This window comes from Nocardia sp. NPDC005998, from assembly GCF_040614395.1.
Lineage (GTDB): Bacteria > Actinomycetota > Actinomycetes > Mycobacteriales > Mycobacteriaceae > Nocardia.
This window is the reverse complement of the sequence record NZ_JBEXUI010000039.1, coordinates 15,328-41,347: the sequence shown is the minus strand read 5'-3', so window position 1 is coordinate 41,347 and position 26,020 is coordinate 15,328. Positions and strand designations below refer to the sequence as shown.

The following is a 26,020-nucleotide window of genomic DNA, read 5'->3' as shown; positions in this document are numbered from 1 at the left end:
ACCGCGTCTTGCTCGTATGTTTGCCATACGCAGCGCAGATCGGAGTGGGACAGTGCAAACAGGGGCGACCGCGGACTATGTGATCGTCGGCTCCGGGTCCGCGGGTGCGGTCCTGGCCAATCGGCTCAGCGCCGACCCGAATGTCACGGTGGTGGTGCTGGAGGCGGGGCCGCAGGATAAGAACAAATTCGCCCACATTCCGGCGGCGTTCGCGAAACTGTTCCGCTCGGAGGTGGACTGGGACTACCTCACCGAACCGCAGCCCGAGCTGAAGAATCGGCAGATCTACTGGCCGCGCGGCAAAATGTTCGGCGGCTCATCGTCGATGAACGCGATGATGTGGGTGCGCGGATTCCGCGCCGACTATGACGAGTGGGCGCTGCTGGCCGGGGACGAGTGGGGGTTCGCGGCGGCGGTCGAGCAGTTCCGCAAGATCGAGAGCGTCGAGGACGCCCAATACCCGGATGAGGGTGCGAACGGGCCGCTGCATATTTCCCGGCAGCGCAGTCCGCGCGCGCTGACCGCGGCCTACCTGGCCGCGGTCCAGGAGTCCGGGTTCGAGGTGGAGCCGCCGAACCGGCCACAGCCGGAGGGGTTCAGCGAAACCATGGTGACCCAGCACGGCGGCAGGCGCTGGAGCACCGCCGACGGGTACCTGAAGCCCGCCATGCGCCGCCCGAACCTCATTGTGCATACCGAGGCACTCGCGTCCCGGGTCATTTTCGAGACCTCGCCCACCGGGACGCCGCGCGCGACGGGGGTGGAGTACCGCCAGGGCGGCAGCACCCATACGGTGGCAGCCCGGCGCGAGGTGGTGCTCTGCGGTGGTGCGATCAACAGCCCGCAGCTGCTCATGCTCTCCGGTATCGGCGATGCGGACGAACTTGCGCGCCACCACATTCCGCTGGTGCACCATGCGCCCGAGGTGGGCGCCAATCTGCAGGACCACCTGGTCGCGGCGCTCGGCTACGGTGTCGAATCCGATTCACTGTTCACCGCGGAAAAGCCGCTTCAGCTCCTCGACTATTTCATCCGGCACCGCGGCATGCTCACCTCCAATGTCGGTGAGGCCTACGGGTTCGTCCGCAGCCGCTCCGATCTCGAATTGCCGGATCTGGAGCTGATTTTCGCGCCAGCGCCGTTCTTCTACGAGGGCCTGGTCGATCCGACCGAGCACGGCGTGGTGCTGGCGACGGTGCTGCTGCGCCCGCACAGCCGGGGTCGCATCTCATTGGCGTCCACCGATCCGACCTCCAAACCGATCATCGACCCGCGTTATCTGTCCGATAGCGGCGGCGCGGACCGGGCCGCGATCATGTCGGGTCTGCGGGTCTGCGCCGAAATCGCCGCCGCACCGGCCATGAAAGCGGTACTCGGTCCGCTGATCTATCCGCCGCAGGCGCCCGCGGAGATGGAAGCCGCCATGGAATTGACGCTGAACGGCTTCTCGCACACCTTGTATCACCCGGTCGGCACCTGCCGGATGGGTTCCGACGCGAGCAGCGTCGTCACACCACGACTGGAAGTGCGTGGAGTGCAAGGACTTCGCGTCGCCGACGCATCGGTCATGCCACTGCTGATTCGCGGACATACGCATGCACCGAGCGTTTTCATCGGTGAGCAGGCGGCCGATTTCATCCTGGGCTAGCGCTCGTCGGAGTCGGATGCGCTCGGTGTCCAGCGGTACTCGGCGCAGGCCAAGGACATTCGGCTCGAGCATCGACTCGCGGACTCGCTGACGGATAACGGGTCCGAAATGGCATGCAGTGCAATATCGCATCGTGCGCAAGCGAGCGTCGGGTGCTGTGCGGCACCGACTGCGTCGAAGCGGCGAGCGTCATTGGGCAGACACCCAATCGGACTCGATCCGCCTCGATTGCTTCGCCCGCTCGAGGCGGTTGTCGCATATCCACGCGGCGACGTCGCATCGGCCGAGGCTGCACACGCGCATGGCACGACGTCCAGCATGGGCGGATGCCACAGCATAGGTGGATGCCGCGGCCGGGCGGACACTGCCCACGCATTCCGCGGCGTACTCGGCCGATCGCGCTGCGGCTCAGGCGAAGGTGAAGAGTGCGAGCGAGGCCGCGGCCAGGATCAGGTACGGCAACGGATAGGTGAGGTGGGGGTACCACTTCGCGCGGAGGATGGTGATTTCCGCGCCGAGGAAGTAGAGCACGAGGCAGATGGCGGCGGCCAGGGCCAGCGGTGGGATGGCCAGCCCGATCAGCAGGCCGAAGGCGCCGAGCGCTTTCAGCGCCGCCAAGGGGTTGAGTGCCCATTGCGGGAGGCCATACTCCTGCATGGTCTCGCGCACCTTATCCGCCTTGACAATATCGAAGCCCGCGGCGAACAGGGCGGCGACCGCGGCGAGGATGGTGACGGCGACATATGCGACTGACATGGGAATACCCTCCGGGTGTCTCGGTTCTGTGAGTCTGCGATCGTGGTGCGGCACCCGATCGCCCTATCCACCTGACGGATGCCGATAACGAAAGGTGACCGATGCACGCACAGGACTTGTTGGCGCGACGATTCGAAACGCACCGCGATCACCTGCGGGGGGTCGCGTACCGGATGTTGGGGTCGGCCAGCGAAGCCGATGACGCGGTGCAGGAGGCGTGGCTGCGGCTGGCCCGCTCCGACACCGGCGAGGTCGAGAATTTAGCGGGCTGGCTGACGACGGTGGTCTCCCGGATCTGCCTCGATATGCTGCGCTCGCGGGCCGCCCGGCGCGAGGATCTGATCGATCGGATCACCGATCTCGGCGATTCCGCCTATGACCGTGATCCGGAAAGCGAAGCGGTACTGATCGATTCGGTCGGACGGGCGCTGCTGGTGGTATTGGATACGCTCGGGCCCGACGAGCGGGTCGCGTTCGTGCTACACGATATGTTCGCGGTGCCGTTCGACCAGATTGCACCCATCCTGGGCCGCACAACGGCCACCACCAAGAAGCTCGCCAGCCGTGCCCGCGCCCGGGCCCACAGCGATGCCACCGCATCCACCGCGGAACTCGCCGAGCAGCGGCACGTCGTCGATGCCTTCCTCGCCGCCGCCCGCAGCGGTGATCTCGATGCGCTGCTCGCGGTGCTGGCTCCCGACGTGGTGCGCACGGCCGATCCCGCCGCACTGCCCTCGGGTATGGCGCTGGTCGTCCGTGGCGCGCAGGAGGTGGCCCGCGAGACCGTCATCCTGCGCCGCCGCTCCCAGGTCGCCACGCTCGCGCTCGTCAACGGTGCGGTCGGCATCATTGTCGCCCCGCGCGGCAAACTGCTACTCGCCCTTGCCGTTACGGTCGAGCACAACCGGATCGCGGGCTACGAGGTGATCGCCGATCCGTTCCGGCTGCGCGACCTCGACCTGGCCGTGCTGCCCGAATTCCGCTGACCCGCCAGGCGCAGTGCAGCGCGGGTGCGAGGATCGGCGGGATCAGGATCGATGTCGGCGAAGGAACGTTCTGCCGAGCCTTCGCCCGCACGTCGAAGCCGATCCCGCCGGACCAGCCGTCAGTCGCAGACGGCACCGAATGAGGCCGAGCCGACCAGCTTCGAATACTTGGCGAGCACGCCGCGGGTATAGCGGGGCGGCAAGGGTTTCCAGCCCTCGCCGCGGCGGGCGAGTTCCGCGGGGTCGATCAACAGGTCGAGGGTGCCCGCGGCGACGTCGAGGCGGATTTGGTCGCCGTCCTGGACGAAGGCGATCGGACCGCCGTCGACCGCTTCAGGAGCGACGTGTCCGACGCACAGTCCGGTGGTACCGCCGGAGAATCGCCCATCGGTGAGCAGCAGCACGTCCTTGCCCAGTCCCGCGCCCTTGATGGCCGCGGTGATCGCGAGCATTTCCCGCATTCCGGGGCCACCTTTGGGACCCTCGTAGCGGATGACCACCACATCACCCGCGGTGATCGTGCCGTCCTCCAATGCGTCCATGGCCGCGCGCTCACCGTCGAAAACCCGTGCGGTGCCGGTGAATACGTCGGAGTCGAAGCCCGCGGATTTGACCACGGCGCCGCCGGGTGCCAGGGATCCGGCGAGGATGGTGATGCCGCCGGTCGGGTGGATCGGGGATGTCATGGCCCGGACCACTTTTCCGTCGGGGTCGGGCGGGGCGATATCGGTGAGGTTCTCGGCCACCGTCCGGCCGGTCACGGTCAGGCAGTCGCCGTGCAGCAGGCCCGCATCGAGCAGCGCCTTCATCATCACCGGCACGCCGCCGATCCGGTCGATATCCGTCATCACATGTCGCCCAAAGGGTTTCACATCGGCGAGATGGGGCACCCGGCGACCGACACGGGCGAAATCGTCCAGTGTCAGATCCACCTTCGCCTCGTGTGCGATCGCGAGCAGGTGCAGTACCGCATTGGTGGAGCCGCCGAATGCCATCACGACGGCGATCGCATTCTCGAAGGCCTCTTTGGTGAGAATGTCGGCGGTGGTGATCCCGCGCCGCAGCAACTCCACCACCGCCTCACCACTGCGCCGCGCATAGCCGTCGCGTCGCCGATCGGTCGCGGGCGGCGCCGCACTGCCCGGCAGCGACATGCCCAAGGCCTCGGCCGCGCTGGCCATGGTGTTGGCGGTGTACATCCCACCGCACGCACCCTCGCCCGGGCAGATGGCCCGTTCGATGGCGTCCACATCCTCGCGGCTCATCAAACCCCGCGAGCACGCGCCGACGGCCTCGAACGCGTCGATGATCGTCACCTCGCGCTCACTGCCATCGGAGAGTTTCGCGATACCGGGCAGGATGGAGCCCGCGTACAGGAATACGCTCGCCAGATTCAGTCGCGCCGCCGCCATCAGCATGCCGGGCAGCGATTTATCGCATCCGGCCAGCAGTACGGAACCGTCGAGCCGCTCGGCCTGCATCACCGTCTCGACACTGTCGGCGATCACCTCCCGCGAGACCAGCGAGAAATGCATGCCCTCATGGCCCATGGAGATGCCGTCGGAGACCGAAATGGTGCCGAACTCCATGGGATATCCGCCGCCCGCGAATACGCCCTCCTTGCAGGCCTTGGCGAGCCGATCCAACGACAGGTTGCACGGCGTGATCTCGTTCCAGGACGAAGCCACCCCGATCTGGGATTTGCCCCAGTCTCCGTCGTCCATGCCGACGGCCCGCAGCATGCCACGCGCGGCCGTCTTCTCCAGACCATCGGTGACGTCGCGGCTGCGGGGTTTGATATCGGGAACGTTCGGATCATTGGCCATGGCCACATCATTCCCGCCCGGATCGTCGAGCGCTGCCGACCACGCCGATCACCGCGCCGATTATCGGTGCGCACCGATTCGCTGGAGCAGATTCAGCAGGGTGGCCCGTTCGGCAATGCCCGCTTCGAGATCATCCGCGCGGCAGGCCATCTGCCCCACCTGGAGCAACCGGAGGCCACCTGCGCCCACATCGAGGCATTCCTGCCCGCACTGCGGCAGCGACTTCGGTCGGCCACGCCGATCGATCTCGGCTATCCGCTTACGGATTTCCGCGCGGTCGCTCGCAGGCGAAGGTGGTAGGTAACGAAGACGAGTAGGGCCACGAGTTGGATGGCGGCGGTGATGCTGACCACGGCCGTCAGGGAGCGGGAGTACAGCAGGCCGAGCAGCGCGGATCCGGCGAAGGCGGCAAGGCCCGAACCGGCAGCGAAGATCCCGTAGGCAGTGCCACGCCGTTGCACCGGGACGAGGTCGGCAACGGTCGCGCGCAGGGTGGATTCCTGGACGCCCAGGACCGCGCCCCACAACAGTGCACCGACGACGGCGGGGATCGGCTGGTCCTGGAACGCCAGCGGTGGGATCAACGCCGACAGGATCGGCACCGCGAGCAGGATTCGGGCACCGGTGCGGTCGTAGCACCAGCCGGTGAGCAGGGCGGCGAGGGCATCGACGACCATCGCCGCGGCATAGACGACAGGAACGACCGCCAACGGGACGATCGCATGGGTGGCCAAGTGGAAGGCGAGCAGACCGAAACCGGCGAAGCCGGTGGTCGTCGCAGCGGCGAAAGCCAGATAGCTCCAATACGCCGTCGGCAATCTGGTTGGGGCACCGGCGCCTGCGGTCGGCGCATGGCGAGTCGGTTCATAGACGGCCGGATTCGGCACGCGGACCAGCAGTCTCGCCAACACCACCAGCACCGCGACACCCGGTATCGCCAAGGCGAAGAAGGCCGGCCGGTAGTCGCCGGCCGACAATACGAGAATGCCCGCGACGACGAGTGGCCCGACCAGCGCGCCGATCTGGTCCAAGGCCTCGTGTACGGCGAAGCCGCGCCCGCGCCCGACCGCGCCCGCCGCATGGGACAGCAGCACATCCTTGGCCGGACTGCGCACCGCTTTACCCGCCCGCTCGGCGATCACGAGCACCCCGGCCGACCACAGTCCGGTCGCGAAGCCGAGCAATGGCACCGAGGTGACAGTAAGGGTGTAGCCGCCGACCGCCAGGGGCCAGTAGGCGCGGGTTCGGTCGGTCAGGGGTCCGCTCACCAGTCGACCGGCGAGCGCGAATGCCTCACCGGCGCCGGTGATGACGCCGACGAGCACGGCGCTGGCACCCAACGAGGCCAGATATGGTCCGGTGACCGCGCGAGCGCCCTCATAGACGATATCGGCGAGCAGGCTGACCACGCCGAATCCGACGACGAACCGCCAGGGGGTCATCGCCGTTGGCCTGGGGACGACCGCCGACACGGTCAGAGAATAGCGACGATCCGCGGGTGCGGCAGTACATGCGGGCGAACAGGTGAACCACTCGAGTCCGGCGTCGGCTGCGCACCGTCGCCACGCTCGCTCACCAGCGTCGCTCGGACCACAGCGGGCAGCGCCCAGCTGCGACGAAACGCGCCTCCACACGACCTGGCGCCGATGCCCTCGCTCGCGACAGCGTCTACCCCGTGATGCTCGCGAATCCCATCGGTGGCGTGGCCGATGGCCCCGTGCGCAGCACCGGGCGGAAGTCGGGCAGGGCTGGCAGTACATCGGCATTGCGGGCGGCGTAGCAGCGCACCTGCGGGTGCTTCCGGGCGACCTCCGCGCGTTCCACCGGTTCGGCATCGATGAAGCCGATGGTGTCCAGCGTCAGTCCGAGCGTCTGCGCGATGCGGACCACCGATGACGACTTGCGGCCCCAGCCGATCTCGATGACCGAGAACATGTCATAGAGCCCGTGCCGGTACAGCTTGTGCAGAGTGAGGTCGCGGTCGCTGCGGCTGGCGACGGCGTGCCAGATGCCGCGTTCGCTGAGCATATGCAGGGTGCGTAGGGCGGCGGGCCGTGGTGCGCCGCTGGTCGCGTCGCACACGACACCATCCCAGAGGGTGTTGTCCAGTTCCCAGACAAGACATCTCAGAGCCGGTGCCATCGCCTGCCCCTATCGGTTGGTCATCGCTGCCTCCCCTGCCGTGTCATCGGCGGATGGGGTACCAGCACACCATCCAGCGAACGGCAGGTGCCGGGCAAGCCCCCGCTTTCTTGGGAGCCCGGCCGGCCGACGTGATACTACCGTTACCGCCCGCAAATGCTCTTGTCAAAAGCCGTAATAGCGGCGGACGAGGCGTTCGTAGACGCGCGCGGGGGTGAATCGCCGGGTCCAGAACGACAGCCGAATATCGCTGCCACACAGGTAGGTCTGGCGCGGTTCATCCGCTTCCAGGATCGTCCGCACCTTTCTGGCTACCGCCTCGGCGGACTGTCCGGCCCGGAGATAGCCGGTAACCCGCGCCAGCACCGAGATCCGATCGGGTGTGTACGCCTCGATCGGATCGGCAACGCGCACAGCGGAATCGATGATCGGGGTGACCGTCCATCCCGGTGCCAACACCGAAACACGGATGCCGAAAGCGGCGGTCTCCATCCGCATCGCCTCACCCAGACGTTCGATGGCTGCCTTGGTGGCCGAGTACCAGCCGCCGTAGGGTTCGGCGATCGCACCCGCACCGGAACTCACCACGATCACCCGGCCGCTGCCCTGCGCCCGCATGATGGGCAGCACCTCGCGCAGTACGCGGTGCGTGCCGATCACGTTGGTGTCGATCAGCGCGGCGGCCTCGTCCGGATCGGTCTCCTCCACCGAGCCGACAATGCCGTAGGCGGCGAAGGTGACCACCGCATCGATCCGCCCGTGCCGTGCGTGCACGGCCTGCACCCACCCGCGCACCGCCTCGGTATCGCGGACATCGACCACGCACACGCCCTCCCGCGCGATCCTGTCGCTGCCTTCGACCGTATAGCCAACGCGCGCAAGGTATTCCATGGTCGCCGCACCCATACCGTTGGCGGCGCCGGTCACCAGGACGACGGTCATAGCGCACACACCTTCAGTACCTGCGGCAATACCTCGAGACGCGCCGATTCGACGATTGTGATCTCGCCATCGAGTTCGAGCGGTGCCGGCGCCGCGGGGCGCAGTTCCACCGATGTGTCGCGGTGGCAGGTGGCCAGTGCGGAGCCCGCGAACTTGCCGCGGTAGAGACCGGCGATCAGACCGAGAATCCGGGCGTGGCCAGCGGCTTCCCAGATATTGATATCGAAACGGCCGTCGGCGCGGGTGACCGGGGTGTCGTAGTACATGCCGCCGGCGAAGTGCACGCTCTTGAGCACGCCGACATTGGTGATCGGCGCGGTGTGCACCCAGTCCGAGCCGCGCACCTGGATGGCCAGCGGCTTATGGGTGGCGATATTGCTCAGCGCGGTGGCGACAATGGCCGCCTCGACATTGCGTGACTTCAGCCAGCCGATCAGGCCGCGGGCGTGGTTGAACGAATGATTGCCCGCCGCAACGAGTCCCATACTCGCATTGAGCAGGAAGTAGCGGACCGCACGGGTGCCGTCGGGCAGCAGCATGGTCGCCTTGCCCACATCGACGAGCTCGGCCGGACCGAGCCGGACGGGGATATCGGCGATCCTGGTTCGCCCCGGTTTATGGAAGTCATTGGAGCTGCCGAGGCCGACCGCACCCAGCGCGGTATTCGCCGCTGCGCGCCGCGGTCGGTCCGTCTCGGGATCCATCATCGCGTTGAGGACCAGGTTGACCATGCCGTCGCCGCCCGCCGCCACCATGACATCGGGTGCTTCCGACTCGAAACTCGCGCGCACCACCTTCGCGGCTTGCGCTGCGTCGCCGGGCATTTCGACGGTGAGGTCGGTATCCCGTTCACGCAAGGCATGTTCGACCGGACGCCACCGCTGTAGGGCGGTCCCGGCATTGGACTGTGGATTCAGGACGACGAGCATTTAATCCTCCTCGATACCCAGCCACTCGCGCAGCCGAGGCCAACCCCCGGTGCTTACTAGACCGGTGGCCGAACAGTCTTGTGGGACAGCCGATTCCGGCACATTCACCAGAAAGACGGGGATCCCGATTCGCGCCGCTGGCGCATCATTGGCGGCGTCATTGCCGATCATCACGCACTCCCCCGGCTCCGCGCCGAGCCGAGCCAGCAGTTCTCGGTAGAACTCGATGCGTGGCTTCGAACGGCGCATATTCTCGCCGCTGGTGCGAAAGGTGAAGACGGACGGGTCGTAGCCGCCCCAACCCAGCCGGGTGACGACCGTGCTGTCCGGCCACAGCGGATTGGTCGCGATCACCTGCACGGTGCCCATCTCCCGGAGCCGGGTCACCGTATCCAGCGCCCACGGCTCGGGCGGAAAGCACTGCCGCAGGCGCGGAAAGCCCGTCTCCGCCAAGGTCTTCAGTTGCGCCGCGACGGCATCTGGTGCGAGGCCGAGCCGGTCGGCGAGCAGTCGCACCATGAGTTCGGTATTGGTGTGCTCGGTGTCGTTGGCGCGCACTTGCTTCAGCACGCCGTAGAGGACGCGCAGAAATCGGTGCCGCGGGGTCAACTCGCGGAATACCTGTGCGGCTGCCAGCGGCATGAGCGTTTTGAACCGGCGCCGGTGCAGTCGCACCAGGGTGCCGTCCAGGTCCCACAGCACCGTCCGATATCCGGACCCGCCTCTTTGCGACGCTGTGTGCCCATCCGCCGACCGACCATCGCCCCGCATCGGGCCGTTTCGCGACGCTGTGCGCCCACCCGCCACCCGACCACCACCCCTCATGGGGTCGCTGCGCGACGCTGTATGCCCACCCGTCACCCGACCACCACCCCTCATCGGGTCGCTGCGCGACGCTGTATTCATTCCTGGCTGTCCAGAACCGCTTGCAGATCGTCTCGGGTCAGGCCGAGCTGCGCCGCGTATTCATCAATGCCGGGACGCTCGGCCGCGCTCGTACCGATGCCCGCCCGGCTCGCCATTTCCGAACCATAGGCGGCACCGAGATCGAAGACCGTCTTGGCCAGTGCCGCCGGAAACAGCCAGCGGCCGAGGTCACGCTGGAATACCCGGGTCAGGCGGTACGGAGCAGCGATCCGCGCGCCGAGGTCGGATAGCGCCGATGGGTCGCGCAGCGAACTCATCTTGCGCGCCTCCGCGCCGGGCACCAGCAACAGATCGGACCACAGCCGCGCGAAGCTGCCGCGCTTCTCCGCGGCGACCGCGGTCATATTGAATTCGGTATAGGCCTTCTCGATGCGCGAGGTGTGGGTGGAGCGGCTGCGCAGTAGAGCGTGGATATCGGCGGTCTTGCGCGCGGTGTCATAGCGGGTGAAGCGGTTGACCTTCGGGGCGATCCAGCCGACCAGCGCCGCGAATTCGGGGACCGGGACGAGCCGATCAGCCAACGAAAGGGCGTGGTACATCAGGTTTTCGCTGCCCGCCTTGGCGATTTCACCGGCGAGCAGGTCGTAGTCGAGACCGGTCGCATAGCGCGCCAGATTCCAGATATCGGCGAGTTCGCGCACACCGGTCTTGTAGTAGGGCAGGTGGATGCCGAGGTGGTGCAGATTGTCCTCGTGTGACATGGCCCAGGCCGGCACACCGTAGAAGTCGATGCGCCGCACCCGGTTCCAGATGGCGGCGTAGTCGATGGTGTACGGGGCCAACGGGGTGATCAGGCCCCAGTGCGTGCCGACGACCAGCGCACCGTCACGGGAGACGAACGACGGCAGGTGGTGGGAGCGTTCGGCGCGTACCTTGGGAGCCTTGCCGAGCAGTTCTGAGGTGGCGAAAAGGCCGAGTTCCCGATAGATCTCGATGACGGTGTCGACCTGGTCGAGTTCGACGAGGATGTCGAGGTCGTTCATGCGCTTATAGCGCGGGTCGTGATAGATCTCCGTCGAGAACAGCATGCCCTTGAGCACGACACAGCGCACGCCGCGTTCGTCGAAGCGGCGCAACAGCTCCAGGGCACCGGCCAAACGCCGATCGTTGACGGCGGCAATGTGATCGGTCACGCCCGCGAAATGCGCGCGCACCAATTCTGGTACCAGCCCGTAGAGGTCTTCGGATTCCAGGCGGCGCTGCACCAGCGGGACGGTCGCATTGACCTTCGCCAGCTCGAAAACCTCGGCCCAATTGGTGATCTCATGGGCGAGTTTCGCCAATTGCGACCGCTCGTCGGGGCTCGGCTCGGCCAGTGCGGCGTGCACCATCAGGCGCTCGGAAGCCGTTGCACCAGCAGCGATCTCGGTTCCGGTCATATCAGCGGATTCCTTCGTATTCGGTGGTGCCGATCTGTTCGGGATGGAAGCCGAAACGGCGCGCAACGGTCGAGATCTTCGCCAGCGCGAAATCCAACTGCTCCCGGCTGAGGGTGGCCATCATGCTGACCCGCAGTCGCTGCTGTTCGCGTGGCACGGCCGGGAATTCGACGCCATTGACGAAGACGCCCTCGGCGTGCAGCGCGGCCACCACCTCGGCAACGGCCAGATGCTGCGGCACGAGAATCGGAATGATCGCGGTCTGCGGATCGACCGCGAAGCCCATTCGCCGCAGTTCCCGCACGAAATAGTCCACATTGTCGTGCAATTGGCGGATGCGCTCGGGATGCGCGTCGATGAAATCGATGGCGGCGAGCACCGAGGCGACCACCGCGGGCGCCAGCGATGCCGAGAACATGTAGGACCGCGCGAAGAAGCGCAGCGTATCGACCAGATCCTTGGAACCGGCGACGAAGCCGCCGGTGGTGGCGAACACCTTCGAGAACGTGCCCATATAGAGCTCGACCGATCCGGGCCCCATGTCGAAATGTTCGGCGGTGCCATGACCTTTCGCACCGAGGACACCGGTGCCGTGTGCGTCGTCGATGGCCAGCCAGGCGCCGAACGAATCGCACAGCGCCCGGATCTCCGGCAGCGGCGCGATATCACCGTCCATCGAGTACACGCCCTCGACGGCGACCACGACATTCGCGCCTGGATTGCGCCAGAGGATCTGCATCAGCCGGTGCCGCAGATGCCGAAGGTCATTGTGGTCGAAGGCCATCGAGCGGACCCGGCCGAGCTGGATGCCGTCGTAGAGGCTGGCGTGGCTCTGCTCGTCGTAGAGCAGGATGTCGCCATTGCGCAGCAGACCGGTCACCCAGCCCACATTGGCGGCATAGCCGGAGGAGAAGACCAGCGCTGATTCGCAGCCCTTGGTCTCGGCGAGACGTTCCTCGAGTCGCCGATGCACCGAGGTGGTGCCGTTCAGCAGCGGCGGCCCACCGTGGCCGACACCGAATTCCCGGATGGCGCGGACGGCGGCCTCGACGATCTCGGGTTCGTTGCCGAGCCCCAGGTAGTTGTTCGAGCCCAGCATGATCAGGTCGCGGACCGCACCGCCGTCGGGATCGCGCACCTGTACAACGGGTCCGGCCGGTCCGGTGATCTCGCGCAGCACGAACCCGGTGCCGCGCGCATTCGCGACATAGGGCCGGAACTCGTCGAAGCGCTGTTCGAAGGTGTGTGCGGCGGGATCGAGATAATGTTCGAGGCTGAAGTTCTCGCCGTGCCCGGCACCGCTCTGGTGTGGGACGGCCGCGGTGGAAGTCATGAGCTGTGTTCCTGAACGATGGTTGCGGTTCCGGCCTTGCCGTCGAGAATCAGCACATCCCCGCTGGCGACCAGGCGGGTGACGCCCGGAACGCCGACGACGGTGGGGATGCCGAGTTCGCGGCCGATAATGGCGGTGTGCGAGAGCGGACTGCCCTTCTCGCTGACCAGTCCCCCTGCGGCCACCATCAGGAAGACCCAACCGGGATCGGTGCTGGCGGCCACCAGGATCTGCCCGTCGACGACCACATCCGGCTCCGGTGTGGTCAGCACCAATGCCGGAGCTTCGACTCGGCCCGGGGCACAACCGATTCCGTGCAGCACACTGCCGGAATCGCCGGTCGAGGCCGGATGTTCGAAGGACGGATCGTTGATGCCGACGGCCGCGATACCTGCCGTGACGATCCGTGTCGGCAACTCCTCGGTGCGCCAGCGCTCGTGGTCGCGCTTGCGGGTGGCCACGGTGCGCGCGGCATCGGTATCGATGGCGGTGCCCCGGGTCAGTGCCGCGATCTCCTCGTAGGTGAGCCAGAAGATATCGCGCGGATCGTCGAGCAGTCCGGCCGCGTGCATTTGCCTGCCGTATTCGCGGAACACCCGCTTCACCAGGCCGAATGAGCGGCTGCGGCCAAGGCGCATATTCTCGCGCTGCTTGACATGCTCGCGCGCACGGCCGAGTACGAACCGGAATGCCATCCGCTGCACGAACTTTCCGCGGAACAGTGCCGCCGCGGTGGCCTCGGCCTCGCGCCGGATCAGCTTCTCGCGCGCCGCCATCTCGTCGATGTTCTGACCGCCACGCAGATAGTTGCGCAGCATCGGCACCAGCCGCTCCGGATGTTCGCCCAGCGGGTCGGTCTCCAGCTTCAGCTCATCGACGGTGCGGTCGCCGAATAGCGCGATATGGCGCAGGTAGGCCGCACGGAATTCGGCGAATCCGCTTTGCGTCAGAGCTTTCCACACTTCCTGCGGCTCCAGCGGCCCCTCGAATAGTTCGCGCAGCGCGGCATCGGACCGGACCGTGGCGGTCAAAGCGAGTGCGGAGCGCACCGGGTCGACGCTGTCGACCCCCTCTTCGCCGCAGAACAATTCGTTGCGCAGTGTGATGGCGGCCGTCTCGGTGAGACCTTCGCGTTCCAGCAGCAGTCCGACAACGTGGAACATCTGCTGGGCCAGGAAGTCATTGAAGATCTGCACGGCATAGGCGGGCACCAGTTCGTGCAGGCAGCGCTCCATCCACTCCAGCAGCGCCTCCGGATCCCGTTCCCGCTCCGGCGTATCCGGGGCGAGGCGGCGATCCAGATCGGCGGTGAAGGATTGCAGTTCGGTGAAGAATGCGCGCAGTCGGCGCGGCAGGCGCAACCAGCCGACGGTGATAATGGCTGCGATGCGCAGCCGGAGCAGATACATCTTCGCCCGTGCCAGTCCGCGCTTCGGTGCGGCAGGACGCTGATAGCGGTTCTCGATATTGAGGGCCGCCTCCCAGCCCTCGATGGCGAATTCCATGCCGGGAATCTGCAGGAACAGCCGGTACCAGTTGCTGATGTTGTAGTAGATGCGGCCGTGGGCGGTGCCGACCAGATATGGGTACAGGCTCGCGGCATTGCGGTCGACGATCGCGCCGCTCGCGCCGAAGTCCCGGTGGCAGGCTCGGAATACCTGTTCGTAGGCATTGCGCAGGATGGAGAAGGTGAGCGGGGTGGACAGGCCGGGGTAGGACTCGGCCACATTGACATTGTCGAAGATGGTCTCGCGCGCGCCCGTCGCGGTGATCGGACGGGCCTGGAGCAGGTACAGCACCCCGCCAGCGTCATAGGCCCATTCGATATCCTGTGGGATGCTGAAAGTTTCGGCCAATGCCGTCGCGATGTCGACGAGTTCGACCACTTGCGCGTCGGTGAGAGCTTGCTCGGTGACAGCGGTCATCTGTTCGATGACCGTGCCGGAACCATCGGCGGCCACCACCACTCTGCTCTGCTTCTCGGCGACCGAACGGGACACGATCGTGCGCGCGGCGGTATCGACGAAATAGGTGTCACACTCGACGGTTCCGGCGACCACCCCTTCCCCGAGTCCGAGCGCGGCCGAGACCACGGCCTCGGCCGGATCGCCGGTCTGCGGATTGCAGCTGAAGACGACACCGGATACCGCACTGTCGACCAGCACCTGAACCAGGACGGCACAGTCGATCTCAGCGTTGTCCAGACCGCGGTGCGCCCGGTAGAACAGCGACCGCTCCGAATACGCGGAGGCGAGCACCTCCAGCACCGCACCGGATACCTCCGCGGGAGCGATATTCAGCAGCGTATCGAGCTGCCCCGCGAAGGAATCGGTCGCCGAATCCTCACCGCTCACCGAGGAGCGTACGGCCAGCCGGGCACCGGACTGCGGCGTGCGATCGACGATCTCGCTGACATCTGCGTCGAGTTCGGTTCGGATATCCGCGGGTATCACCGTGGCGAGAATGAGCGCGCGGATCCGCGCCGACACCGCACGCAGCGCGGCCGGATCGGTGTGGTCGAGCGAATCGAGTTCCGCGGCAATGGATCCGCGGATCGGTTCGAGTATGCGAGCGCAGGCCGCGGAGCTGAGCACCACGAAGGGGGGCACCCGATATCCGGCCGCTACCAGCCTGGCGAGGTTGGCCGCCTTGGCGCCGATCTGGATCGTCAGCGTGGCATCGGCGGCCAGTGCGATGTCGCGGACTGTCGCGCCGAGGGCTGCTCCGGGCTCAGCCGCCACCTGGCCACCGCCTCTCATCGAATTGCTGTGCGAAGCTGTACGCCCACCAGTCACCCGGCCACCACCCCTCATCGAATCGCCGTGCGATGCTGTACGCCCACCAGTCACCCGGCCACCACCCCTCATCGAATCGCCGTGCGATGCTGTGCTCATTGGGCGGCCTCCTGCATGGTCTCGGCCGTCGGCGCGGCGGGCGCACGCCGGGTGAGCCGCACCAGTACCGGATCGGGGGTATTGGAGATCTCGGGGTTCTCCCGCACCCGCATGCCGTTGACGAGTTCGATGTCATAGCGGGCCAACAGCATCGCGATACCGACCCGCACCTCCGTCAGCGCCATATGCTGGCCGACGCACAGATGTGCGCCCCAGCCGAACGGGAAGTAGCGGAACGGCGGGCGGGCCTTGGTCTGTTCCTTGGTGAACCGGTCGGGATCGAAGGTCAGTGGGGAATCCCAGAATTCGGGAAGTCGGTGATTCACGAACGGGCTGATCACCACGATCGCGCCCGGTCGCAGATCGAAGCGGTCGAAACTGTCCGGCTCCAGTGCGGTGCGGCTGAACGCCCACGCGGGTGGGTGCAGGCGCATCGCCTCATCGATCGCGCGACCGGTCAACTCCAGCGCGGGCAGCGCGCGGCCGACATCGTCGGTCAGCGCCAGCGCGACATCGACTTCATTACGCACGCGGGCAAGCACGGCCGGGTTGCGGCACAGTTCGTAGATCGTCCACGCCATCGCACCGCCGGTCGTCTCGTGTCCGGCGAGCAGGAAGGTGAGCACCTCGTGTCGCAGTTGCTCATCGTCCATGGCGTGTCCGGCGTCATCGCGCGCCGCGAGCAGCCGCGCCAGCAGGGACGTCGCGTCGACCTCGGCGGCCCGATGCCGCTGGATCACGCTGTCCACCACGCGATGCAGCCGTTCGAGCACGCCTCGGAAGCGCCGATTGGCCGGAGTCGGCACGCTCGGTGGCACCTGGACGGGTGCGGACATGTGCCGCATCACCCACGAAACACCCTCGCGCACATCGTCTTCGATCTGCGGCAGCACGCCGTCGATATCGGCGCCAAGGACCGCACGGCACACCACATCGGCCGCGAAGCCCATTACCTCGGGAACCAGGTCGAAGGCCGCACCGCCGGCCGCGTAGCCGTCGAGCCGGTCGAGCATCCGCTGCCCGCACTGCTGCATCAGCGGAATCTCGGTATCGACATGGCGACGCGAGAAGGCCGGTTTGATCAAGGCGCGCTGACGCTTCCACAGTTCGCCGCCGCTGGTGAGCAGGCCGGGTCCGAGCAGATGGTTCAGGCTCTGGTAGCTGATCCCCTTCTCGTACTTGGCCGCATTGGTGACCAGCACCTGGTTGATATGGTCCGGCTCCACCAGCAGGTGCAGTTGCTGGTGCACCAGGCGCAGCCGGACGCTGCCGCCGTGCGCGACCGCCTGCTCGTAGAACAGCGCGAGCGGGTCGGCGCGGTAGTCCGGATACGCGCCGAGCGGATGCCGCAGCGTCGGACCGGCAAGCCGACGGCCACATTCGCTCATGCCGCTCCCCCGGCGCCGACCAGATCTTCCTCGACCAGGAACAGTCGCCGGGCCTCCGCGCGCTGTACCTTGCCGCTGGTGGTTTTCGGGATGCTGCGCGGCGGCACCACCCGAACACCGGCGGGCAACACACCGGTGCGCTTGCTCACCGCCACGCGCACGGCGCGCCGCAGTGCATCGTGTTCGTCGTCGTCGGTAGCCGATTCGACGATCAGGTGCAGTTCCTCCGAAAGCCCCTGGGTATCGGCATGACCGACCGCGGCGACACCGCCCAATCGAACGCCCGCGACTTCCTGCGCGGCGAGCTCGAAATCGGTAGGCAGGTAGTTCGCGCCGCGGATGATGATCAGGTCCTTATGCCTGCCGGTAATGCGCAACCTGCCATCGCGCAGGTAGCCGATATCGCCGGTGTCCCACCAGCCGTCGCTGGTGGCGGCCGCGGTCTCCGCGGGCAGCCGGAAGTAGCCGATGGTCATGGAGGGACCGCGGAACTGGATGCGGCCGACGATATCCGCACCGCAGATCGCGCCGTCCTCGGCCACAATGCGAACCTCGGTGCCCGGAAGCGGTGCGCCGCAGTCGACGATGTGCATCGCGTCGGGATCGTCCTGCGGAATATCCAGGGCCACACCGTTTCCGGTGAGCGCACGGCGCGATATCGCGTCGTAGGCGATCGGCGCGTGCGGGCGGTTGACCGTGACCGCAAGGGAGGCCTCGGCCATTCCGTAGCACGGCACCAGCGCGTCCTTCGGCAGCCCCCACGCGGCGAATCGGTCGACGAAGCGCTGGACGGTCGGCGGATGGATGGGTTCCGCACCACAGAACAGGAATCGCCAGGTCGACAGATCGACGCCGGCGAGTTCGGCATCGGTGATCCGGGCCGCGGCATACCCGTAGGCGAAATTCGGTGCCGCCGTGATCGTTCCGCGATACCGGCTGACCGCGCGCAGCCAATCCCCTGGACTGCGCAGGAACCGGCTCGGCGGCATCAACACCGCATCGAAGCCACGGAACACCGGTGTCAGGAATCCGCCGATCAGCCCCATATCGTGGTGCAGCGGCAGCCAGCCGACCCAGGTGTCACCCGGCCCCATCGAGGCGGCCCCGGCGATCTGTTCGCAGTTGGCCGCGAGATTGGCGTGGGTGACCTGCACGCCCTTCGGTGTTCCGGTCGACCCGGAGGTTGCCTGGATGAAGGCCAGATCCCCCGGCTCGGGAAGTCTGGGGGCCAGCGCGGGCGCATCCACCGTACCGGCCACGGCGTGCAGCACATCGCCGTCGATGGCCGCCACGGCATCCGGCAGTGCTCCCCCAGCGAGCACCGATGATGTCGCGACCACCGCCGCTGGTTCCAGATAGGCGACCAGCCGAGTGAACTTGTCCCGGAAGATATCCGCCGAACCGAAGCCACCCGGCGTCGCTACCGCGGTCGGCACCGCACCAAGTAGCAGCGCGCCGAAGAATGCGGTGACGAACTCCGGCGAGGTGGGCAGGCACAGCATCACCCGATCCCCCGGCTCGACCCCCGCGGCGGCCAATGCGGCCGCGCTGCGTCCTGCCGCGGCCGCGAGATCATCATGACGCCAGGCGGTTTCGCCGCCGGAGCCGTCACCGCCACGCTCCGGAACGAAGATCGTCGAGGGACCGGCGACGGCACGCTCGGCATTGGCCAGCAGCGCGTGCACGATCGTCGGATGCTGGCGAGTCGGCACCGTCACTGCTCACCCCGCACGTACTGCACGATCTCGCCGACCGTATTCAACTGTGCTGCAGCGTCTTCCGGAATGCTGATGCCGAACGCCTGCTCCAGCTGAATGGTCAGCTCGATGGCCGTCGGCGAATCCAGTCCGTAGTCGATCAGTTGGGCGGCGGAGTCGATATCGTCCGCCGCAACCCACAGCACCTCACCGACAATGGCGCGCACCCGCGCCTCGACCGCGGTGGCCGGGGTACCTGCCTGTGTACTCATCCGAGCAACTTCCCTTCCGTCACGCAGGCGCGCACCGACTCCTCCAGGTCGACGCCGTCGGCGGTGTCGATGCGGTGGAATTCCACTTCGGGGAAGGCCGCCGCGAGGGTGTCGCGCACCTGTAGATATCCGTCACGCAGGGCTCCGAGCCGCTCTGCGGTTTCGTGGGCCTCCTTCGGCCCGTCCCCTGAACGTTGCGCACACCGAGCCGCTGCCTGTTCCGGCGGTGCGTCCAGCCAGAGCACCGCATCGGGCAGTGTGGTGCGGAACCGGTCGGCGAAGCCGGGGACCGATTCGGTCACGTCCCGGCGCACCAGATCCGCGATTTCCGAGAGCAGATCCCAGATATCCGGGGAGCTGCCCAGACGGGTGGATTCGGACCGCTGCCAGGCCACGATGTCATCGAAGGTGCCGGGCCGGTGGCGTTCCAGTACGGCCGCGATCTCCGCCGCGCGGTCGTGACCGTTCCATTCCGGGCGGGCCAGTGCGACATACAGCGGTCCGTAGACCAGCAGTTCGATCAGCGGATGCCGTTCGAAGACCAGCACATCCGGCGACCAGGTGTTCAGGAAATGCCGCTCCACCGGTCCGAACAGCGTCATCTGCAGATACATCGCCGTGGCCTTCATCTCCAGGCTGGCGATTTCGTCACATCCGACGCTGAAGGCCTTGAGCTGCTCGGACAGCTCGGTCAGCGGCACATTCCTGGTGTTGTGGAAGTCCGGGCAGGTCATCGAGGCGAAAGAGCCGGTGGCCGGCACCAATTCGCGCAATCGTGCCAGCACCGAGGATTTGCCGGCACCATCGATGCCGACGATCGCGACACGGCGGACCCGGCCCGTCGCCCGAACGTCGGCTCCCAGCGAATCGCCGCGCAATACTGTCTCGGTGCTCACCGGTCGTCCTCCCGCAGTTGGGCGAGTACGGCCTTGGTGATCTCGGCCGGGGCCGCGGTGCCGTCCAGGCGGATCCAGCCGAACTCCGTCGACAAGGCCTCCAATGCGTCGTGGCTGCGACGCTGGAATTCCAGGAAGGTCGCTTCGTCGCCGTAGCCGCTTTCGTAGTCGCTGCGCAACTGCTTGCGCCCCAGCGCATCCTCCGGACGGACCGAGAGGTAGAAGGTGCGGTCGGGTTCCGGGAAACCGGCCGCCAGCTTGCGCAGCACCGTCGCATCGCCGCCGTGGGCGACCTCGGTGGCGAAGTACTTGTACCAGTAGGCATTTGCCAGCAGGATGTCCGCGCCGCGCTCGGCGGCCAGATCGAAGGACAGCTGCATGGCGTGGAACAGGAAGTGCGCCCGGCTCAGCGGAGACAGCAGCTTCAGGTAACCGTAGATCTCGGCCGGGCTGTGCCAGGGCAGTTTCGAGGAGACCTTCGGATCGAGGAATGCGTCCCAAATGGTCACGGCGGCAACGCTGTGGCCCTGTGCCTCGAATTCCGCGGCGATGCGGGCCACCTGGGTCGTCTTACCCGATCCGTCGGCACCGGCGATGCAGATCAGGCGCTTGCGTGCAGTCAGTGGTTCATCCGTTCTGCTGGCCGCCGGACGCGGATGCTCCGGGGGCTGGAGTTGTTGTTCGGGCTGCGCGGGCCGCAATGGCACCGCACGCGCGGGCTCATCCGGCTGCGGGACCAGCGGTTCGACGGGTACCGGACGCTCCCGCGACGGCTCCGGTTCCGGGACGGCGGCCGCGAGGATCTGCTCGTGGTCGCCGCTGGCGGACACCAGCGCGACCGGCGCTGCCTCGGCGGAGACCGCAGCCTCCAGCACACTGATGACTCCGGTACCGCCATCGACCCGGATCCGCTGTCCGGAGCGCACCGCCGTCGTCGCACCGGCGACATTGAGCACCGCCGGAATTCCGTACTCCCGCCCGATGACCGCGGCATGGGAGAGCATCCCGCCGACCTCGGTCACCACGGCGGCGACCAGTCCGAGCGCTGGCGTCCACCCCGGATCGGTGAACCGGGTGACGAGAATGTCGCCCTCGCGCAGCTGATCGATATCGGCCAGCGAGGTGATCACCCGGGCGGTGCCCTCCGCGACACCCGGACTGCACCCGAGTCCGGTCAGATCGCCGTCGCCGATCTCGCGGACCGCGCCGACCGTGACACCACCGCCGAGCTCATGTGGCGGCACCAGATCCCGATAGCCCGCGTAAACCGCACGGCGGTAGGCGATCTGGGGTGCGAGCGTGACGATCTCCACCCGTCCGGCCGCGAGATCGGTCAGCTCGTGGATGGACAGCTGGAACACATCGTCGGCCTGCTCGAGCGTGCCCGCCGCGGCGAGCCGCACCCCGGCCTCGACGACATAGGCGCGCACGATGGCATAGCACTGCGAGGAGAACTCCCGCATGCGTTCACGCGCGACCAGATACCGCCGCATCCGATCGACCTGCTTGTCCAGCGCCTTGGCGTGCTTCACCCGAGCCAGCGGCTTGGCCCGCACCCGCGCCCGCACCGCGGCCAGTTCGTCCTCGTAGCGTTTGCGCTGATCCACCAGCGTCACATCGGGATCCGCCGGCGCGGTGCCGTGTTCGAGCATGACCGCGATCATCGATCGCACCCGCTCGGGCTCCTCCGACCAGCGCGGGCTGGTCAGATCCAGCTCCGCATCGGCGTGGAAACCCTGCTCGTCCAGGAATGCGTCGATGGCCTCGGTCCACTCGGGACTGTCGAGTCCGTGCGCGCTTGCCACCCGGTGCAATTCGACAATGCCGCGCTGCAGCTGCATATGGCTGATATCGGCGAGCCCGCCCATCAGATCGATCGCCGAGGTGGTCACACCGGTCGCGGCGTCGACCTTGTCGAGCAGCTGCTTGAAGTCGGTCTGCACGCTGGAGTTGTTGTAGATGGTGGTGAAGTAGGCGCGCTCGGTGTTGGCGTGAAAGGTCAGCAGGCAGTCCGCCAGATCGGCGACGAAGGTGGCCGCATCGGTCCGCGGCAGTGCTCGAACCCGCTCGCGCCATACCGCGTGCTTCGCGGGCCATTCGGCCGCGAATGCCTCGACCGCGGCCAACTGATCCTGGTAGCTCTTCGGCACGGCCAACGCCGCTGGCAGCGCCTTGGCGATGGTCTTGGCATTGGTCGGGGTGCGGTGCGGTCCGTCGGGGCCGTAGTCGTTGAGCACGCCGAGGTCATCATCGAAATGCTGTTCGTCGAAACCGGGAATGCGGAAGAAGCACTGCTTGACCGCGCTGACATTCCAGTAGGCGCGGCCGTAGTACATGGCCATCCAGTCCGGCTCCACACCGGGTTCGGTCAGCCTCAACCGCTCCATGAACTGCTGCATCGAATGCTGGAAGGCGTTGTCGTACAACGAGAACATCATCGGCGTGCAGACCCGCGCCGAGACGCCGCCGTCACGCAGATCGGCATCGGAGAACTGGTCGATATCGGTGCGCCAGGTGATTGCGGTAATGGCCCGCGCCTGCAGCAGCCACAGCTTTCCGTCGCCGTCGATGGCCCATTCGATGTCCTGCGGGCGGTGCCGGTGCGCCTGTACCGCGAGCATGAGCGCGGCGAGTTCGGTAGTGGCGCTGGCATTCAACGCCACATCCTCATCGCCCGCCACCCGCTCGACCACCGAACCGTCGAATAGCCGCAGCGTGTACCTGGTCGGCGTGACATGTCCGGAGACGAGTCGTTCACCTAGACCGTTGCACGCTTCGACGACCGCATTGTCTTCGATGCCGGTGAGCGCATCGATGCTGAAACCCACTCCGGCACAGCGGGCCTCGACCATGCGCTGCACCAGTACGGCCACCGAGGCGCCTGTCTCGCGGTACCCGTGCCTGGCCAGATAGGTGCGAACTCGCTCGTTGTGCACCGACTCTCGGCACTGCTCGATATATCCGCGCAGCGCCACGACATCGGTGATGTCGAGATAGGACTCGTACTGACCGGCGAAGCTGGCGTCATCGAGGTCTTCCAGCACACCACTCGAGCGCGCGGCGACCGGGAATCCGCCCAGTGCGCGCACCCAGCCGCTCAGATCCTCGTCGGAGATCCGGGCCAGATCGAGATCGGCGGTGACGACGAAGCCGGGCGGGACCTCGAATCCGGCGACGATCAATTCGTGCAGCGTGCCCGCCTTGCCACCGGCGCGATCCGGTGCGAAATCGGCCGCGCCGAGGAACATCGGGGCAGGTGTGGCTGCGGTGGGAGTTTCGGACACGGTGGGAGCTCCTGTCGGAAGCAGAACCGGGCGCACATCGTGACGGGCGGCCAGATCGTGCGCGGCGCGCACACCTGCCGCGGTCAGGCCGCCATAGGACGGACTCGCCGTGCGCGGTTCGAAACCGAGCAGAATGGTTTCGGCCATGCAGGCGTAGACCACCCCGGCGGGCAGCCCGGTTTCGGGAAATGGAGGTGTCTGGCCGAGCGGCAGCGCCATGCGCCCGCCGGAGACCAGGGTGATATTCGGTTGGTGGGACACCGCGGGATCCACATCGCCGGGGACCGCGAGATCGACCACGAGCACCGGATGGTCGGCGGCCAGCCGCTCGGCGGTGACCACGGGCACGGCCGAATTGGTGGCAGTGAGGACGATGCGGCAGGTGCGCAGCGCGGTCAGGTCCTCACTGACCGTCACCGCGCCGGGCAGCGAGGATGCGACCCGTTTCAGCCGCGACGCCGATCCGGCGCGCCCGACCAGGGTCACCGAATCCGCCAGCGGCGCGAGCAGTTCCGCCATCACCGCGCCGATATTGCCCAGCGCGCCGAGGATTCCGACCCGTCGCTGCCCCGGTTCGAGGCGCGCGAGTTCGGCCCGGACCACCTCGAAGGCGCAGGCCGCGGTGAGCGAATTGCCCGAGGTCACCTTGACGGTGTCCTCCACGACATCGCGCGAAGCGTTGGTGACGATCGAGGTGTAGCCGCCGAGCCCGATCACGGTGGCGCCCAGGGCGATCGCCTGCTCCACCGCCTCCAGCACCAGATCGCGCAGCCAGGCCCGATGTCCGGCACGCTGGCATTCGATGATCTGTTCGGCCGAGATCGGCACCGCGATCAGACAGACCTCGACCGCGGCGCCGGTCGGCGACGTGACGATCTGCCTGGTCAGTTCGAAGGGCTCGGCCACCCCGCGCAGCCGTTCGAACAGTGCGGCGAACTGACCGTCGGACCATTCGGCCAATTCCGGTGCGAATCTACGCAGATCCGCGGCATCGGGCAGATTGGCGAGGAAGACCACCCGGGTCGGGGCGTTCCAGTCGCGCGCGACCTCGTTTGTGCGCCGCCTCGACGGCGACTTATGTTCCGGCACCGGCCAATTCGTGGTGACCGGTGCGGCCAGATGCGCGAGCAGTCGCGGGTAGTCGCCGCGGTGCAGCAGTGCGGCGAGATCGTCGAGTGCCGCCGCCAGCCGGTCCAGCTCCGCATCGGCGAGGAAGGCCGAGGGCTGGATGCGCAGTGTGGTCGGCGCGGAAAGTGTTGGCAGCATACGGATCTGGTGGGTGTGCAGCAGATAGCCCGCCACCACGTATCCGAACATCTCCGGATCGCAGATCTCGCGCAGCAGTGCCGATGCCGGTTCCAGCGGCGCTAGTTCGATGCCCTGCAGCAGTCCGCGACCGCGGACGGCGACGATCTCCTTCGGCCAGCGTCGCGCCACCGCATCGAGCCGGGACCGCAGTTGCGCGCCGGTATCGGAAATGCGGATCTGGTTGTCCCGCAGTAGGTCCAACGCGGCATCGGCGACGGCGCAGGACAGGTCGTCATCGGCGAAGGTCGAGGTGTGGTAGCGACCGAAATCGGCGATGGAGTGCTGCCGGTCGACCAATAGGGCGGAGATCTTCACCAAGCCGCCGCCCAGCGATTTCGAGAGTAGGTAGTAGTCCGCCGCGACCCCTGAGGGCATCGACGCGAGGAAGGTTCCGGTGCGGCCCATGCCGCACTGGATCTCGTCGAAAACCAGGGCCGCCGTGTGCAGATCGGCCAAACCGCGCAATGCGCGCAGGGTCGCCGCGGGAACTTCGCGGACACCGCCCTCGCCCTGGATCGGCTCGGCGAATACCGCCGCGATCGGCGAGATCCGGGTCCACGACCGGACCGGCCGACCGGTGCCGTCGAAGGTGATCCGGCATATCGGACGCAGTTCCTCGGTGAACGCCGCGGCGACCTCGTCCGGCTCCCAGGTGTCGAGCCGGCGCCGCTGCGGACCCGACACCACCAGATCCGCCGGGGTATCGGCCTGCTCGGTCAGCGCGAACGCACCGGCCGTCTTGCCGTGGAAGGCTCCGGACAGGGAGACGAAAACCGGTCCGCGACGGCGTAATTCATCGATCTCGCGCAGCGATTCGGCGAGAATCTCCGCGACCGAACGACCGTCGTCGCCGGTGGCACCGGATCCATTGTCGGCCACGGCGATCGGACGCACATCGTGCAGACCGTCGCGCCGAACCCGGCGCAATGTACGGCGCAGTTCGGTCTCCAGCTCGCCGAGCGCACGCGCATGCGCGACGGCCGCGTGCCGGATCGCCGCCTCGACCGCATCCGCACCGGTCGATCCGAAGGTCACCACGTACTCACGGCCGGTGCCGACCGCCACCGCCGCCGAGAGCCGACGAGCCAGCCGCGCGGCTCCGGGCCGGACGCTGCCCTGGGCGACAAACGGGGTCTGCTGATTGAGCCGCGCGGTCGCCACCCGCACCAGCGCCGGATGGTTGTGCCCGAACAGCGCCGCCCCGAAACCGCTGACCAGATCCAATACCCGCGCACCATCCAGGCGGATCAGGTAGTCACTTTCGGCGCCCGCATATACCAGATCCAGATGGCATGCACGCAGCAGCCGAGCCAGCCCCGGACGGTTGTACCGTGCGAAATCATCGAATAATTCGTGTTCGGAAACAATGGCAGCGGTATTTATTTGTTCCGGAAACAGAACGCTCGCGGACAA

Annotated in this window: 18 protein-coding genes; 3 read left to right on the top strand and 15 right to left on the bottom strand. The window is 67.0% G+C overall.

Annotated features, from left to right (window positions below; genetic code table 11):
- Nucleotides 1-52: 52 nt before the first annotated feature.
- On the top strand, nucleotides 53-1,648 hold the full coding sequence (locus ABZ293_RS34405) for a GMC family oxidoreductase N-terminal domain-containing protein (RefSeq protein ID WP_355187607.1): 1,596 nt from the start codon (nucleotides 53-55) through the stop codon (nucleotides 1,646-1,648).
- A gap of 408 nt (nucleotides 1,649-2,056) precedes the next feature.
- Here ABZ293_RS34405 and ABZ293_RS34400 read toward each other — a convergent pair whose 3' ends face one another.
- A complete protein-coding gene (locus ABZ293_RS34400; RefSeq protein WP_355187605.1) occupies nucleotides 2,057-2,404 on the bottom strand; it encodes a DoxX family protein in 348 nt (115 codons plus the stop codon).
- Nucleotides 2,405-2,505: 101 nt separating this feature from the next.
- Between ABZ293_RS34400 and ABZ293_RS34395 the strand changes: the two genes are divergently transcribed.
- Complete coding sequence (locus tag ABZ293_RS34395) at nucleotides 2,506-3,390, top strand: sigma-70 family RNA polymerase sigma factor (protein WP_355187603.1); 885 nt, start codon at nucleotides 2,506-2,508, stop codon at nucleotides 3,388-3,390.
- Nucleotides 3,391-3,509: 119 nt separating this feature from the next.
- Here the strand turns inward: ABZ293_RS34395 and ilvD are convergent, their stop codons facing one another.
- Nucleotides 3,510-5,216 (bottom strand): dihydroxy-acid dehydratase, encoded by a 1,707-nt coding sequence (gene ilvD, locus ABZ293_RS34390; protein WP_355187601.1) that lies wholly within the window; start codon nucleotides 5,214-5,216, stop codon nucleotides 3,510-3,512.
- Nucleotides 5,217-5,282: 66 nt separating this feature from the next.
- On the opposite strand from ilvD, the gene ABZ293_RS34385 reads away from it, so the two are divergent.
- Nucleotides 5,283-5,516, top strand: a complete 234-nt coding sequence (locus ABZ293_RS34385) for a hypothetical protein (protein ID WP_355187599.1) — start codon at nucleotides 5,283-5,285, stop codon at nucleotides 5,514-5,516.
- On the opposite strand, the gene ABZ293_RS34380 is transcribed toward ABZ293_RS34385, so the two are convergent.
- From ABZ293_RS34380 to ABZ293_RS34320, 13 genes are all read right to left on the bottom strand, one after another.
- Nucleotides 5,468-6,658, bottom strand: coding sequence for an MFS transporter (locus tag ABZ293_RS34380; RefSeq protein WP_355187597.1), 1,191 nt, complete (start codon nucleotides 6,656-6,658; stop codon nucleotides 5,468-5,470). The two genes, ABZ293_RS34385 and ABZ293_RS34380, sit on opposite strands and share 49 nt — an antisense overlap.
- 226 nt (nucleotides 6,659-6,884) lie before the next feature.
- Nucleotides 6,885-7,358 carry an HAD-IIIC family phosphatase gene (locus tag ABZ293_RS34375; RefSeq protein WP_355187595.1) on the bottom strand — a complete coding sequence of 158 codons (474 nt, stop codon included), beginning with the start codon at nucleotides 7,356-7,358 and terminating at the stop codon, nucleotides 6,885-6,887.
- Nucleotides 7,359-7,523: 165 nt separating this feature from the next.
- Complete coding sequence (locus ABZ293_RS34370) at nucleotides 7,524-8,300, bottom strand: SDR family NAD(P)-dependent oxidoreductase (RefSeq protein WP_355187593.1); 777 nt, start codon at nucleotides 8,298-8,300, stop codon at nucleotides 7,524-7,526.
- Entirely contained in the window at nucleotides 8,297-9,229 is a 933-nt protein-coding gene (locus tag ABZ293_RS34365) for a diacylglycerol kinase family protein (RefSeq protein WP_355187591.1), read from the bottom strand. Before ABZ293_RS34365 ends, ABZ293_RS34370 begins: the two co-directional genes overlap by 4 nt.
- Nucleotides 9,230-9,931 carry an HAD family hydrolase gene (locus ABZ293_RS34360; RefSeq protein WP_355187589.1) on the bottom strand — a complete coding sequence of 234 codons (702 nt, stop codon included), beginning with the start codon at nucleotides 9,929-9,931 and terminating at the stop codon, nucleotides 9,230-9,232.
- A gap of 200 nt (nucleotides 9,932-10,131) precedes the next feature.
- A complete protein-coding gene (locus ABZ293_RS34355) occupies nucleotides 10,132-11,535 on the bottom strand; it encodes a nucleotidyltransferase family protein (protein ID WP_355187587.1) in 1,404 nt (467 codons plus the stop codon).
- Between the two features lies 1 nt (nucleotide 11,536).
- Nucleotides 11,537-12,868 (bottom strand): pyridoxal phosphate-dependent aminotransferase family protein, encoded by a 1,332-nt coding sequence (locus ABZ293_RS34350; RefSeq protein ID WP_355187585.1) that lies wholly within the window; start codon nucleotides 12,866-12,868, stop codon nucleotides 11,537-11,539.
- On the bottom strand, nucleotides 12,865-15,609 hold the full coding sequence (locus ABZ293_RS34345) for a PEP/pyruvate-binding domain-containing protein (RefSeq protein ID WP_355187583.1): 2,745 nt from the start codon (nucleotides 15,607-15,609) through the stop codon (nucleotides 12,865-12,867). Before ABZ293_RS34345 ends, ABZ293_RS34350 begins: the two co-directional genes overlap by 4 nt.
- A gap of 149 nt (nucleotides 15,610-15,758) precedes the next feature.
- Nucleotides 15,759-17,150 (bottom strand): cytochrome P450, encoded by a 1,392-nt coding sequence (locus ABZ293_RS34340; protein WP_355187581.1) that lies wholly within the window; start codon nucleotides 17,148-17,150, stop codon nucleotides 15,759-15,761.
- Nucleotides 17,147-18,868, bottom strand: coding sequence for a fatty acyl-AMP ligase (locus ABZ293_RS34335; protein WP_355187579.1), 1,722 nt, complete (start codon nucleotides 18,866-18,868; stop codon nucleotides 17,147-17,149). The genes ABZ293_RS34340 and ABZ293_RS34335 overlap by 4 nt, the downstream gene beginning before the upstream one ends.
- Entirely contained in the window at nucleotides 18,865-19,119 is a 255-nt protein-coding gene (locus ABZ293_RS34330; RefSeq protein ID WP_355187577.1) for a phosphopantetheine-binding protein, read from the bottom strand. Before ABZ293_RS34330 ends, ABZ293_RS34335 begins: the two co-directional genes overlap by 4 nt.
- Nucleotides 19,116-20,015 carry a hypothetical protein gene (locus ABZ293_RS34325; protein ID WP_355187575.1) on the bottom strand — a complete coding sequence of 300 codons (900 nt, stop codon included), beginning with the start codon at nucleotides 20,013-20,015 and terminating at the stop codon, nucleotides 19,116-19,118. The genes ABZ293_RS34330 and ABZ293_RS34325 overlap by 4 nt, the downstream gene beginning before the upstream one ends.
- A complete protein-coding gene (locus ABZ293_RS34320) occupies nucleotides 20,012-26,020 on the bottom strand; it encodes an aminotransferase class III-fold pyridoxal phosphate-dependent enzyme (protein ID WP_355187573.1) in 6,009 nt (2,002 codons plus the stop codon). The genes ABZ293_RS34325 and ABZ293_RS34320 overlap by 4 nt, the downstream gene beginning before the upstream one ends.